Source organism: Nocardioides sp. DN36 (genome assembly GCF_055380375.1).
In genome coordinates, this window is sequence record NZ_AP043823.1 from 1,263,905 (window position 1) to 1,275,955 (window position 12,051).

At 71.8% G+C, this 12,051-nt stretch carries 13 protein-coding genes; 12 read left to right on the top strand and 1 reads right to left on the bottom strand.

Annotated elements, in window-relative coordinates:
* The first annotated feature begins 59 nt into the window (after nucleotides 1-59).
* The 4 genes from ACZ43H_RS07005 (at nucleotide 60) to ACZ43H_RS07020 (ending at nucleotide 5,400) form a co-directional block, all read left to right on the top strand.
* Complete coding sequence (locus ACZ43H_RS07005) at nucleotides 60-668, top strand: NUDIX domain-containing protein (RefSeq protein WP_464588862.1); 609 nt, start codon at nucleotides 60-62, stop codon at nucleotides 666-668.
* A 55-nt stretch (nucleotides 669-723) separates the two neighbouring features.
* On the top strand, nucleotides 724-1,839 hold the full coding sequence (gene ald / locus ACZ43H_RS07010) for an alanine dehydrogenase (RefSeq protein WP_464588864.1): 1,116 nt from the start codon (nucleotides 724-726) through the stop codon (nucleotides 1,837-1,839).
* 67 nt (nucleotides 1,840-1,906) lie between these two features.
* A complete protein-coding gene (xerD, locus tag ACZ43H_RS07015; protein ID WP_464590757.1) occupies nucleotides 1,907-2,821 on the top strand; it encodes a site-specific tyrosine recombinase XerD in 915 nt (304 codons plus the stop codon).
* Nucleotides 2,821-5,400, top strand: a complete 2,580-nt coding sequence (locus tag ACZ43H_RS07020) for a DEAD/DEAH box helicase (protein WP_464588866.1) — start codon at nucleotides 2,821-2,823, stop codon at nucleotides 5,398-5,400. Before xerD ends, ACZ43H_RS07020 begins: the two co-directional genes overlap by 1 nt.
* 1 nt (nucleotide 5,401) lies before the next feature.
* Here ACZ43H_RS07020 and ACZ43H_RS07025 read toward each other — a convergent pair whose 3' ends face one another.
* Nucleotides 5,402-5,626: a hypothetical protein gene (locus ACZ43H_RS07025; protein ID WP_464588867.1), complete on the bottom strand. Its 225-nt coding sequence runs from the start codon at nucleotides 5,624-5,626 to the stop codon at nucleotides 5,402-5,404.
* Between the two features lie 240 nt (nucleotides 5,627-5,866).
* Here ACZ43H_RS07025 and ACZ43H_RS07030 point away from each other — a divergent pair, with 240 nt between their 5' ends.
* The 8 genes from ACZ43H_RS07030 to ACZ43H_RS07065 all read left to right on the top strand — a co-directional run bounded on the left by ACZ43H_RS07030 (nucleotide 5,867) and on the right by ACZ43H_RS07065 (nucleotide 12,032).
* Entirely contained in the window at nucleotides 5,867-6,178 is a 312-nt protein-coding gene (locus tag ACZ43H_RS07030; protein ID WP_464588868.1) for a GNAT family N-acetyltransferase, read from the top strand.
* Nucleotides 6,179-6,570: 392 nt separating this feature from the next.
* On the top strand, nucleotides 6,571-7,473 hold the full coding sequence (locus tag ACZ43H_RS07035; protein WP_464588870.1) for a ParA family protein: 903 nt from the start codon (nucleotides 6,571-6,573) through the stop codon (nucleotides 7,471-7,473).
* On the top strand, nucleotides 7,458-7,901 hold the full coding sequence (locus ACZ43H_RS07040) for a hypothetical protein (RefSeq protein WP_464588872.1): 444 nt from the start codon (nucleotides 7,458-7,460) through the stop codon (nucleotides 7,899-7,901). Before ACZ43H_RS07035 ends, ACZ43H_RS07040 begins: the two co-directional genes overlap by 16 nt.
* Before the next feature lie 7 nt (nucleotides 7,902-7,908).
* Entirely contained in the window at nucleotides 7,909-8,793 is an 885-nt protein-coding gene (locus ACZ43H_RS07045) for a segregation and condensation protein A (protein ID WP_464588874.1), read from the top strand.
* The gene (gene scpB / locus ACZ43H_RS07050) at nucleotides 8,790-9,521 is read left to right on the top strand and encodes an SMC-Scp complex subunit ScpB (RefSeq protein ID WP_464588875.1); all 732 of its coding nucleotides are present in this window, start codon (nucleotides 8,790-8,792) and stop codon (nucleotides 9,519-9,521) included. Before ACZ43H_RS07045 ends, scpB begins: the two co-directional genes overlap by 4 nt.
* Complete coding sequence (locus ACZ43H_RS07055; RefSeq protein ID WP_464588877.1) at nucleotides 9,518-10,276, top strand: pseudouridine synthase; 759 nt, start codon at nucleotides 9,518-9,520, stop codon at nucleotides 10,274-10,276. Before scpB ends, ACZ43H_RS07055 begins: the two co-directional genes overlap by 4 nt.
* A gap of 294 nt (nucleotides 10,277-10,570) precedes the next feature.
* Nucleotides 10,571-10,957, top strand: coding sequence for a chorismate mutase (aroH, locus tag ACZ43H_RS07060; RefSeq protein WP_464588879.1), 387 nt, complete (start codon nucleotides 10,571-10,573; stop codon nucleotides 10,955-10,957).
* Nucleotides 10,950-12,032, top strand: a complete 1,083-nt coding sequence (locus tag ACZ43H_RS07065; RefSeq protein WP_464588880.1) for a prephenate dehydrogenase — start codon at nucleotides 10,950-10,952, stop codon at nucleotides 12,030-12,032. Before aroH ends, ACZ43H_RS07065 begins: the two co-directional genes overlap by 8 nt.
* The last annotated feature ends 19 nt before the right edge of the window (nucleotides 12,033-12,051 follow it).

The window sequence follows — 12,051 nt, forward strand, 5'->3', positions numbered from 1 at the left end:
CTCCTCCGTGATGGTTCCGGGCGGTCGCGCCCGATGGTCTGCACGGTAGCGTCACGATCATGCCGACCCCGTCACTGACCGACGAGCCGGAGGCCTGGCCCGTCGCCGAGAGCACCGACCTGCACCGCGACGACTGGGTGATGGCCCTGCGCTCCGACCGCATCAACCGTCCCGGTCACCTCGAGGAGGAGCCGTTCCGACGGCTGGTCCTCGAGCACCCCGGCGCGGTGATCATCCTGGCGGTCGACGACCGGGAACGGGTGCTGTGCCTGAGGCAGTACCGGCACGCCGCGCAGCGACGCTTCGTCGAGCTCCCGGCGGGATTGTGCGACGTCGACGGGGAGGACCCGCTCGAGGTCGCCCGGCGCGAGCTGCTCGAGGAGGCGTCGCTCGAGGCGGGGGAGTGGACCCACCTGACGTCGGCGTACTCCTCGCCGGGGATCTCGAACGAGGTCATGCACTTCTACCTCGCGCGCGACCTGAGCGCCGCCGACCGCGGGGACTTCGAGCTCGAGCACGAGGAGGCCGACATGGAGACCTTCTGGGTGCCGTTCGAGGACCTCGCCGCCGCTGTCGTGGACGGGCGGATCGGGGATGCCCCGGTGGTGGTCGCCGTGTTGATGGCCCGGGCCCGGGGTCTGGCAGGATCGGGGATGGCCGGGGGGTAGTCTCGCGCCGTCGCCACAAGGGTGTGGCGGGCATCACGCAAGGGAGTGTGAACAGGTGAAGGTCGGCGTCCCGAAGGAAGTCAAGAACCACGAGTACCGCGTGGCCATCACGCCGATCGGCGTGCACGAGCTGACGGCTCACGGTCACGAGGTGTACATCCAGCAGGGCGCCGGGGAGGGCTCCTCCATCCACGACGAGGAGTACGTCGCCGCGGGCGCGAAGATCGTGCCCGACGCCGATGCCGCGTGGGGCGAGGCCGACATGGTGCTCAAGGTCAAGGAGCCCGTCGCCGAGGAGTACCACCGGATGCGGGAGGGCCAGACCCTCTTCACCTACCTGCACCTGGCCGCGGACAAGCCGCTGACCGAGGAGCTGATCAACCGCAAGGTCACCGGCATCGCCTACGAGACGGTGCAGCTGCCTTCGGGCGGGCTGCCGCTGCTGTACCCGATGTCGGAGGTCGCGGGCTGCCTGGCGCCCCAGGTCGGTGCCTACTCGCTGCTCAAGGCCCAGGGTGGCCGGGGCGTGCTGATGGGCGGGGTCGGCGGCGTCGCCAACGCCAAGGTCGTGATCATCGGTGCAGGTGTGTCGGGGCAGAACGCCGCGAACATCGCGCTGGGCATGGGCGCGGACGTGACGCTGCTGGACACCGACCTGGACAAGCTGCGGATGTCGTTCTGGCGCTACAACAACCGGGTGCACGGGCTGGCTTCCTCCAAGCTGGCGATCGAGCAGCAGGTGACCGAGGCCGACATGGTGATCGGTGCGGTGCTGATCCCGGGTGCGAAGGCGCCCAAGCTGGTCACCAACGACCTGGTCGCGGCGATGAAGCCGGGCTCGGTGCTGGTCGACATCGCGGTCGACCAGGGTGGCTGCTTCGAGGACACGCACGCGACCACGCACGCGGACCCGACGTACCAGGTGCACAACTCGACGTTCTACTGCGTGGCGAACATGCCCGGCGCGGTGCCGAACACCTCGACGTACGCGCTGACCAACGCGACGCTGCCCTACGCCGTGGCGCTGGCCAACAAGGGCTGGACCCAGGCCTGCCGCGACGACCGGTCGCTGGCGCTGGGCCTGAACACCCACGCCGGGCAGCTGACCAACGCCCCGGTCGGCGAGGCCGTCGGCATCGACGCGGTGTCGCTGGACAGCGTGCTGGGCTGACCTGGCCTTGACGAGTGCCCCGTCGAGCAACGGTGCGGACGCGCCCGCTCCACCTGCCACCGGCAGCGTGGTCCGGGCCGTCCGCACCTACCTCGACCACCTCTCGGTCGAGCGGGGGCTGGCGGCCAACACGCTGACGTCGTACCGCCGCGACCTGCGGCGCTACCAGCGCTATCTCGCCGAGCGCGGGATCGACGACCTCGCGGCGGTGACCGAGACGACGGTGAGCGACTTCCTCGTGCGGCTGCGCGAGGGAGACCCCGACCACCCGCCGCTGAGCTCGACCTCCGCCGCCCGGACCGTGGTCGCGGTGCGCGGCTTCCACCGGTTCGCCGTCCGCGACGGGCTGGCCGAGGTGGACCCGGCCGGCTCGGTCAAGCCGCCCACACCCGCGAAGCGGCTGCCCAAGGCGCTGCCGCTCTCCGACGTCGAGGCGATCCTGGAGGCCTCCGGCGCGGCCGGCACCACGCTGGCGCTGCGCGACCGGGCGCTGCTGGAGGTGCTCTACGGCACCGGTGCCCGCATCTCCGAGGCGGTCGGCCTCGACGTCGACGACCTCGACCCGGTCGAGGGCACGGTGCTGCTGCGCGGCAAGGGCGGCAAGCAGCGGCTGGTGCCGGTCGGCTCCTACGCCCGGGAGGCGGTCGAGGCCTACCTGGTCCGCGGCCGTCCCGAGCTGGTCGCCGCGTCGACCGCCGGGGGAGCCCTGTTCCTCAACGCGCGCGGGGGCCGGCTGTCGCGGCAGTCCGCGTGGGCCGTGCTGGTGAAGGCGGCGGACCGCGCCGGGGTCACCCGGGACGTCTCGCCGCACACCTTGCGCCACTCCTTCGCGACCCACCTGCTCGACGGCGGCGCCGACGTGCGCGTGGTGCAGGAGCTGCTCGGGCACGCGTCGGTGACCACCACGCAGGTCTACACGCTGGTGACCGTGGAGAACCTCCGCGAGGTCTTCGCCACCGCGCACCCGCGGGCGAGGGACTGATGGGCTGGGTGCCGAAGGTCGGGGCCAGCCCCGACGAGGTGTACGACGCCGTCGTCGGCTTCGTCGCCGACCGCGGGCTCGAGCTCTACCCCCACCAGGACGAGGCGGTCTTCGAGCTGCTGGCCGGCAACAACGTGGTGCTCGCGACCCCGACGGGCTCCGGCAAGTCGCTGGTCGCCCTGGCCGCGCACGCGGCCGCGCTGGCCAGCGACCGGGTGTCCTTCTACACCGCGCCGATCAAGGCGCTGGTCAGCGAGAAGTTCTTCGCCCTGTGCGAGGACCTCGGCCCGGAGAACGTCGGCATGCTCACCGGCGACGCGTCGGTCAACGCCGACGCGCCGGTCATCTGCTGCACCGCCGAGGTGCTCGCCAACATCGCCCTGCGCGAGGGGGCGCGCGCCGACGTGGGCCTGGTCGTCATGGACGAGTTCCACTTCTACGCCGAGCCCGACCGCGGCTGGGCCTGGCAGGTGCCGCTGCTGGAGCTGCCGCAGGCACAGTTCCTGCTGATGTCGGCCACGCTCGGCGACGTGACAACCCTCGCGGAGGACCTGACTCGGCGCAACGGCAGGGACACCTCGGTGGTGGCCGACGCCGAGCGACCCGTGCCCCTCTCGTTCTCGTGGGCGCTGACCCCGCTGGCGGAGACGCTCGAGGAGCTGGTCGCCACCAAGCAGGCCCCCGTCTACGTCGTGCACTTCACCCAGGCGGCGGCCGTGGAGCACGCGACGTCGCTGCTCTCGCCCAGTGCCGGGGTCCCCAAGGCCCCGACCGAGCAGCGGGACGCGATCGCTGAGCGGCTCGCGGGCTTCCGGTTCGGCGCCGGCTTCGGCAAGACGCTGTCGCGCCTCCTGCGCCAGGGCATCGGCGTGCACCACGCGGGGATGCTGCCGCGCTACCGGCGACTCGTGGAGCAGCTGGCGCAGGCCGGGCTGCTCACGGTCATCTGCGGCACCGACACGCTCGGCGTCGGCATCAACGTGCCGATCCGCACCGTGCTGTTCACCGGTCTCGCCAAGTTCGACGGCAGCCGGCAGCGCATCCTGCGGGCCCGGGAGTTCCTGCAGATCGCCGGCCGCGCCGGCCGGGCCGGCTTCGACACCGCCGGCTACGTGGTCGTCCAGGCGCCCGAGCACGTCATCGAGAACGAGCGCGCCAAGGCCAAGGCCGAGGCGAAGAACGCCGCCATGAGCCCCGAGAAGCGCGCGAAGCGGAAGAGCAAGGCGCAGCTGCGCAAGCCCCCCGAGGGCACGGTCGTGTGGACCGAGCAGACCTTCGACAAGCTGGTCTCGGGGGTGCCCGAGCCGCTGGTGTCGCGGATGAAGGTCGACAACGCGATGGTCATCAACGTCGTGGCCCGCGAGGAGGACGCCTTCCCCGTGCTGCGCCGGCTGCTGACCGACAACCACGAGGACCGGCGCCGCCAGCTGCGGTTGGCGCGGCGCGCCGTACGCCTCGCGCGCAGCCTGGTGCGCTCCGGGGTGCTGACCCGCCTCGACGAGCCCGACGCGCACGGGCGTCGCTACGTCCTCACCGTCGACCTCCCGGTGGACTTCGCGCTCAACCAGCCGCTGGCGCACTTCGCGCTCGCGGCGCTGGACGTGCTCGACCCGGAGGCGGACACCTACACCCTCGACATCGTGTCGGTGGTCGAGGCGGTCCTCGAGGCACCCCGTCAGATCCTGATGGCCCAGCAGCACTCCGCCCGCGGGGAGGCCGTCGCGGAGATGAAGGCCGACGGCATCGAGTACGAGGAGCGGATGCAGCTGCTGGAGAGCATCACCTGGCCCCAGCCGCTGGCCGAGATGCTCGGGGCGACGTACGAGATCTATCGAGGCACCCACCCGTGGCTGCCGGAGGACGCGCTGTCGCCGAAGTCGGTCGTGCGCGAGATGTTCGAGCAGGGGATGAGCTTCACCGACTTCGTACGCCGCTACGAGCTGAACCGCTCCGAGGGGCTGGTGCTGCGCTACCTCACCGACGCCTACCGCACGCTGCGGCAGACCGTGCCGGAGCAGCACCGGACCCCGGAGCTCGACGACCTGGTCGAGTGGCTGGGGGAGACGGTGCGGCAGACCGACTCCTCGCTGCTCGACGAGTGGGAGGCGCTGATTGACCCCGGCCACGTGCGGGCCGACGTGGCCCACCACGAGCCACCTCCGCCGCCGCGGCCGATCTCCCAGCAGTCGCGGGCCTTCGCGGTGATGATCCGCAACGCGATGTTCCGGCGAGTCGAGCTTGTCGCGCGCGACGACCTCGACGGGCTGATCACGCTCGAGCGCGCGGCCGCAGACCGCACCGACCCGCCTACGGAGGTCGTGATGACCAGATCGGCCTGGGACGAGGCAATCGAGGAGTACTACGACGAGCACGACCGGGTGCTGCTCGACGGCGACGCACGCGGCCCGTCCCTTCTGGTGGTCGAAAAGTCCGGTCGCACCAGGAGGGTCACCCAGACGATCCACGACCCCGAGGGCCACCACGACTGGGTGATCGAGGCCGACGTGGACCTCGACGCCTCCGACGAGTCCGGCGAGCTGGTGCTGCGGACGACGGCGATGCGTCGCCTGGGCGGCTGATCTAGGCCGGAACGGGGTCGCGGCCGATGCGGGCGTCCAGGACCAGGGCGTGGAGGAGGGAGGCCGGGTCACGGACGCCGGCCGCCCACACGTTCCGGTATGCCTCGACCACGGCGTCGCCGGCGCGACGGGTGTCGCCGGCGTACAGCCCGATCGCGAGCCGCCAGGCGGCGGTGATGGTGCGGTCGTAGAACTCTGCGACCTCAGCCTGGACCGGGTCGGGCACGGGGGCGACGAGACGGAGCGGCGCCCGCCGAGTCCGAAGTGAATTCAACGTCATGTAGAAGTTCTACCCCAGATGTTCAACATTCATGTCGAAGAAATCGTCGGTCATGCTGAATCTGACCGCGACGGCTCTTCCTTGGTCTGGTCGCTGGGGGCCGTCGGTGGGCCGGCGAGCTGCTGACCACGGCCTGCAGGTGCGGGCTGTGACCACGAGCGCCGGCCCGACCCGTAGGGTGGCGCCATGTCCGACGTGAAGACCGTCCACAACGCCGAGGCGCACCGCTACGAGGGCTGGTGCGACGACGAGCTCGCCGGCTTCGCGGAGTACCAGTTGACCGACGAGCTCGTCGTGTTCACCCACACCGAGGTCGAGGACCGCTTCGAGGGTCGCGGCGTCGGCTCGGCGATCGCTCGGTTCGCCCTCGAGGACGTCCGCGAGGCCGGCACCCGCAAGGTGCTGCCGCTGTGCCCCTTCATCAAGGGCTGGATCCAGAAGCACCCCGAGTTCGTGCCGCTGGTCTACGGCGCCCCGAAGAGCACCGCGCGCGACTGACCCGCCGCCCGGAGCGGGCGTCGGCTGTCCACAGGACAGTGCACAGCCGGCCTGCTGCCTGTGCAACCAGCGCGGGCCGAGTGCACACGTCATCAACAGATTTCGTCCGGATCCGGGTGGGTGGGGGTACCGCCTTGTTGGTGTTCCGAACCCGGGCCTAGAGTCGCCCGCGAGTCGCCCACATGTCGCCGTGTCGACAAAGCAGGATGTAGGGGACCAACCACCACCGTGTCCGGGCCCACGCGCCCGGTCGGGCAGTCGAGGAGCGGCAGATGAGCGATGGCGTGAGGTTCTCAGGGTCCTTCGGCAGCAGCGCGTCCGAGATGCCCCCTCTGGTCCGTCCGCCTGTCCCGCCCGCCACCCCTTCCCCCACCTCCGGAGATGAGCACCGCGTGTCCGACCCCCTCCCGTTCGAGCGACCGGTGCAGCCCGCACAGGTCCTGACCGCCGAGCCCGTGATGGGCCCGACCGGCCGGCCGATGCCTGAGTTCCCCGAGCCGCGGCCGGTCTCCCAGCACGGCCACGCCCGGGTCATCTCGATGTGCAACCAGAAGGGTGGCGTCGGCAAGACCACGACGACGATCAACCTCGGTGCGTCGCTCGCGGAGTACGGCCGCAAGGTGCTGCTGGTCGACTTCGACCCGCAGGGCTCGCTTTCGGTCGGCCTGGGGCTGAACCCCCACGAGATGGACCTCACGGTCTACAACCTGCTGATGGAGCGCGACGTCTCCGTCGACGAGGTCATCGTGCCCTCGGGGGTCCCGGGCATGGACCTGTTGCCGTCCAACATCGACCTGTCGGCCGCCGAGGTGCAGCTGGTGCACGAGGTCGCCCGCGAGCAGACGCTGCAGCGGGTGCTCGCCCCGGCGATCGAGCACTACGACGTCATCCTCATCGACTGCCAGCCCTCGCTGGGCCTGCTGACGGTGAACGCGCTGACCGCCTCCGACGGCGTCATCGTGCCCCTGGAGTGCGAGTACTTCGCGCTGCGCGGCGTGGCGCTGCTCAAGACCACCATCGACAAGGTGCAGGAGAGGCTGAACCCTCGCCTGGAGATCGACGGCGTCCTCGGCACGATGTACGACGGCCGCACGCTGCACAGCCGTGAGGTCATGGAGCGGCTGGTCCAGGCGTGGGGCGACAAGGTCTTCCACACCGTCATCCGGCGCACGATCAAGTTCTCCGACTCCACCGTGGCCGGTGAGCCGATCACGACGTACGCCTCCAGCTCCACCGGAGCGGACTCCTACCGCCAGCTGGCGAGGGAGGTGCTGGCCCGTTGCCTCGACGGGTGAGCCTGCCGGCTGCTGACGACCTCTTCCGCCCGACGGTCAAGACCCCCGAGCCGTCGGCGGCGTCGTCGTCCGCTCCGGCACCGGCTCCGGGCCAGGCGGCTGAGTCGGCGGTGCGGGCCGTCCCGGACGAGCCCGAGCCGGCGGATCGCTCCGCGGAGCACACGGCGGAGCACGCGGCCGGGCCGCGGACCCGGGGCCGGGCGCCGCGCAAGCCCAGCGGGCGGGTCCGCCACGACGAGAAGATGACGGTCTACGTCACCTCCGACGAGCTGCTCGACCTCGAGCACGCCCGGCTCTCGCTGCGCCGCTCGCACGGGCTGGCCGTCGACCGTGGCCGGCTGGTCCGGGAGGCGGTCGCGCTGGTGCTGGCCGACTTCGAGGCCAACGGGGACGACAGCGTGCTGGTGCGGCGGCTGACCCAGGAATGACCCGCCCATGACGCAGCCCGCGCCGGACGTGGCCGAGGCCCCGGCCTCCGAGACCACCCCGGGGTTCGAGGTCCGGCTCGACAACTTCGAGGGCCCGTTCGACCTGCTGCTGAGCCTGATCAGCAAGCACAAGCTCGACATCACCGAGGTGGCGCTGTCCCAGGTCACCGACGAGTTCATCGCGCACGTGCGCGCTGCCGGACCGACCTGGGACCTCGAGCAGACGACGTCGTTCCTGCTCGTCGCCTCGACGCTGCTCGACCTGAAGGCCGCACGGCTGCTGCCGCAGGGCGACGTCGAGGACGAGGAGGACCTCGCGCTGCTGGAGGCCAGGGACCTGCTCTTCGCCCGGCTGCTCCAGTACAAGGCCTTCAAGCAGGTGGCGGCGGTCCTCGACGGCCGGCTGTCGGTCGAGTCGCGGCGTCACGCCAGGGCGGTGGGTCTCGAGGAGCGGTTCGCGACGCTGCTGCCCGAGGTGCTGATCGGCATCGGGCTCGAGCAGTTCGCTGCGCTCGCAGCGAAGGCGATGGAGCCGAAGCCGGTCCTCGAGGTGTCGCTGCACCACATCCACGCGCCCCAGGTCAGCGTCCGCGAGCAGGCAGCGCTGGTGGTGGAGCGGCTGCGCCGGTCCGGCACGATGACCTTCCGGTCCCTCTGCGGGGACTCCCCGGACACCCTGACCACCGTCGCGCGCTTCCTCTCGCTGCTCGAGCTGTTCCGCGAGGGGGCGGTCGCGTTCGACCAGGTGACGCCGCTCGGGGAGCTGACCGTGCGGTGGACCGGCAGCGAGGACGACGAGTTCGAGATCGACGAGTTCGAGGGTGTGCCCCCCGAGCCGGCCCAGGCCGGCCCGGGCGAGGACGCCGCCCCCGCCCAGGAGGAGACGACGTGAGTGAGACCGGCCAGGTCACCGAACCGGCCCAGCAGGAGACCCCCGACGCGGCCCCTGCGGAGGCCGCCGCGGAGGAGACGCTCGAGGTGCCGTTGGCGGCGCTCCGGCCGGCGCTGGAAGCGGTGCTGATGGTCGCCGACCAGCCGCTCGACGCCGTCGCGCTGGCGAGCGCGGTCGGCTACCCCGTCGCCGAGGTGGTGGTCGCCCTCGAGGGGCTGGCGGAGGAGTACACCGAGCAGGGGCGCGGCTTCGAGCTGCGCAACGTCGCGGGCGGCTGGCGGTTCTACACCCGGGAGGAGTACGCCGCCGTCGTCGAGGCGTTCGTCCTCGAGGGGCAGCAGGCGCGGCTGACCCAGGCGGCCCTGGAGACCCTGGCGGTCGTGGCCTACAAGCAGCCGGTGTCCCGCGCCCGGGTCTCCGCGATCCGAGGGGTCAACGTCGACGGCGTGATGCGCACTCTGCTGACCCGCGGCCTGGTCGAGGAGGCCGGCCAGGACGGGGAGACCGGCGCCAACCTGTACCGCACCACCGGCTACTTCCTCGAGCGGATCGGCATCGGCTCGCTCGACGAGCTGCCCGAGCTGGCGCCGTACCTCCCTGACATGGACGACCTCGAGGACGACCTCGAGGCGCTCGCCGGCGGTGGACCGGTCGACGAGCCGATCCCGCACCCGACGCCCGAACCCGGGCCCGGCGCCGAGCCCGACGGCGGGACGGAGCCCTCGTGACGTTGCAGACCGACGACGACGGGCTGATCCGGCTGCAGAAGCTGCTGGCGCAGTCGGGGGTGGCCTCGCGACGCAAGTGCGAGGAGCTGATGCTCGACGGCCAGGTCGAGGTGGACGGCGAGATCGTCACCCGGCTCGGCACCAAGGTGGACCCGACAACTGCCGTGATCAGGGTGTCCGGCAAGCGGCTGCCGCCGGTCTCGCCGCACGTCTACCTGGTGCTGAACAAGCCGCGTGGTGTCGTCTCGACGATGTCGGACCCCGAGGGGCGCCGCACGCTCTCGGACCTCGTCGCGGAGCGGCCGGAGCGGCTGTTCCACGTCGGCCGGCTCGACACCGACACCTCGGGGCTGATCCTGCTCACGAACGACGGCGACTTCGCGCACCGGATGGCGCACCCGTCGTACGAGGTCGACAAGACCTACGTCGCCGAGGTGGCCGGGGAGGTCACGAAGACGACCGTCAGGACGCTGCGCGAGGGCGTCACGCTCGAGGACGGGCCGGTCACGGTCTCCGAGGCGCGCATCATCAGCGTGTCCGGACGCGGTGACGGCGCGCGCTCGATCGTCGAGCTGGTGATCCACGAGGGGCGCAACCGCATCGTGCGCCGGCTGCTGGACCAGCTCGGGCATCCCGTACGCCGGCTCACCCGCACGGCCATCGGGCCGGTGCAGCTGCAGGGTCTCGGCTCGGGAGAGCTGCGCGAGCTGACCCTCGACGAGCTGGGCGTGCTGCTCGACAGCGCCCAGCTCTGACCGACGGCGCGGTCGAGTCGGCGCAAACGCCGCCCCAGATCGGCTCGAGTCGGCGCAAACGCTGCTCGAGTCGGCGCAGAGAGACGACGAGCTTGCGCCGACTCGACCTGCTTTTCCGCCGAGCTTGCGCCGACTCGACCTGCTTTTGTGACGAGCTTGCGCCGACTCGACCTGCTTTTGTGACGAGCTTGCGCCGACTCGACGTCTCACTGGCCCACGGGGTGGGCGGCCGGGGGAGGCACGAGCAGTCTCGTTAGCCTTGGGCCGGCAGTGGATCCGAGGGTTGGAGGAGACGTGGCAGTGCGAGCGGTGCGGGGCGCGACCCAGCTCGAGGAGGACTCGCGCGACCACATGCTCGAGCGGGTCGCCGAGATGGTGACCGACGTGATGGACTCCAACGGTCTCGAGGTCGACGACTTCATCTCGGTCATCTTCACCGCCACCTCCGACCTGGTCGCCGAGTTCCCGGCGTACGCCGCTCGCCGCCTGGGTTTCGGTGACGTGCCGCTGCTGTGCGCCCGCGAGCTCGAGATCGAGGGCTCGATGCCCCGGGTGGTCCGGATGATGGCGCACGTGGACACCGACCTGCCGCGCGCCGACATCACGCACGTCTACCTGCACGGCGCCGCGGCGCTGCGCCGGGACCTGACCCGCGTGCGCGCGGTGCCCGACGATGAGTGAGCCGGGAGCCCAACTGAGCGGGCCGGTGCTCGTCGTGGGCGCCGGGCTCCTCGGCACCTCCATCGGACTGGCGCTGCGCAGGCACGGGATCGAGGTCTGGCTGGGCGACGTCAACGGCGAGCATGTCCGCACGGCGTCGGGGCTCGGCGCAGGCGTGGTCGAGCCGGAGGGCGCCGAGCCGGCCCTGGTCGTGGTCTGCGTGCCGCCCGACCTGCTCGGGGAGCAGATCGCCCGGGCCCTCGCCGAGCACCCCGACGCCGTGGTGACAGACGTGGGCAGCGTGAAGGGCGAGCCGCTGGCCCGCCTGCAGGAGAGGGGAGCGACCGGGCTCGAGCGGTACGTCGGGTCGCACCCGATGGCCGGCTCGGAGCGCTCGGGCCCGTTGGCGGCGTCGGCCTCCCTCTTCGACGGGCGCCCGTGGGCCGTCACCCCGCACGCCGGTGCCGACCCCGCGGCCACCGCCACGGTGGTCGCCCTGGCGGAGCGCTGCGGTGCCACCGCGCTGACGATGGCGCCCGACGAGCACGACCTGGCCGTGGCCAGGACCTCGCACGTGCCCCACCTGCTCGCGGTCCTCGTCGCCGGCCGGCTCGCCGACGCTCCGGCCGACCACCTCGCCCTCTCCGGGCAGGGCGTCCGGGACGTGACCCGCATCGCGGCCGGCGACCCGGCCCTGTGGCAGCAGATCGTGACCGGCAACGCCGAGGCGGTGCTCGGCCTGCTGGGCGAGGTGCGCGGACAGCTGGAGCTGCTCATCGACGCGGTCACGCGGCGCTCGCGGCAGGATCTCGCGGCCCTGCTGGACCGCGGGGTCGAGGGAACCCGGGCCATCCCGGGCAAGCACGGCGGTCCGACAAGGCCGATGCGCTCGGTGTTCGTGTCCGTGCCCGACCACCCCGGCGAGCTCGCGCGGCTGTTCGCCGACGCCGGCGCGAGCGAGGTCAACATCGAGGACATCCACATCGACCACGACCCCGGGCGTCCGGTCGGTCTCGTGGAGCTGCTGGTCGAGGAGGCGAGCGCGGAGCACCTGCTGGCCTCTCTGGAATCCCGCGGATGGGTGACCCACCGGTAGGCTGCGGGCTGCACTTTCC

Bases quoted from the DNA above. Each gene is read 5' to 3' on its own strand.
- ACZ43H_RS07020 (WP_464588866.1), top strand. From the start codon at position 2,821: ATGGGCTGGGTGCCGAAGGTCGGGGCCAGCCCCGACGAGGTGTACGAC.
- ACZ43H_RS07030 (WP_464588868.1), top strand. From the start codon at position 5,867: ATGTCCGACGTGAAGACCGTCCACAACGCCGAGGCGCACCGCTACGAG.
- ACZ43H_RS07045 (WP_464588874.1), top strand. From the start codon at position 7,909: ATGACGCAGCCCGCGCCGGACGTGGCCGAGGCCCCGGCCTCCGAGACC.
- ACZ43H_RS07065 (WP_464588880.1), top strand. From the start codon at position 10,950: ATGAGTGAGCCGGGAGCCCAACTGAGCGGGCCGGTGCTCGTCGTGGGC.
- ACZ43H_RS07005 (WP_464588862.1), top strand. From the start codon at position 60: ATGCCGACCCCGTCACTGACCGACGAGCCGGAGGCCTGGCCCGTCGCC.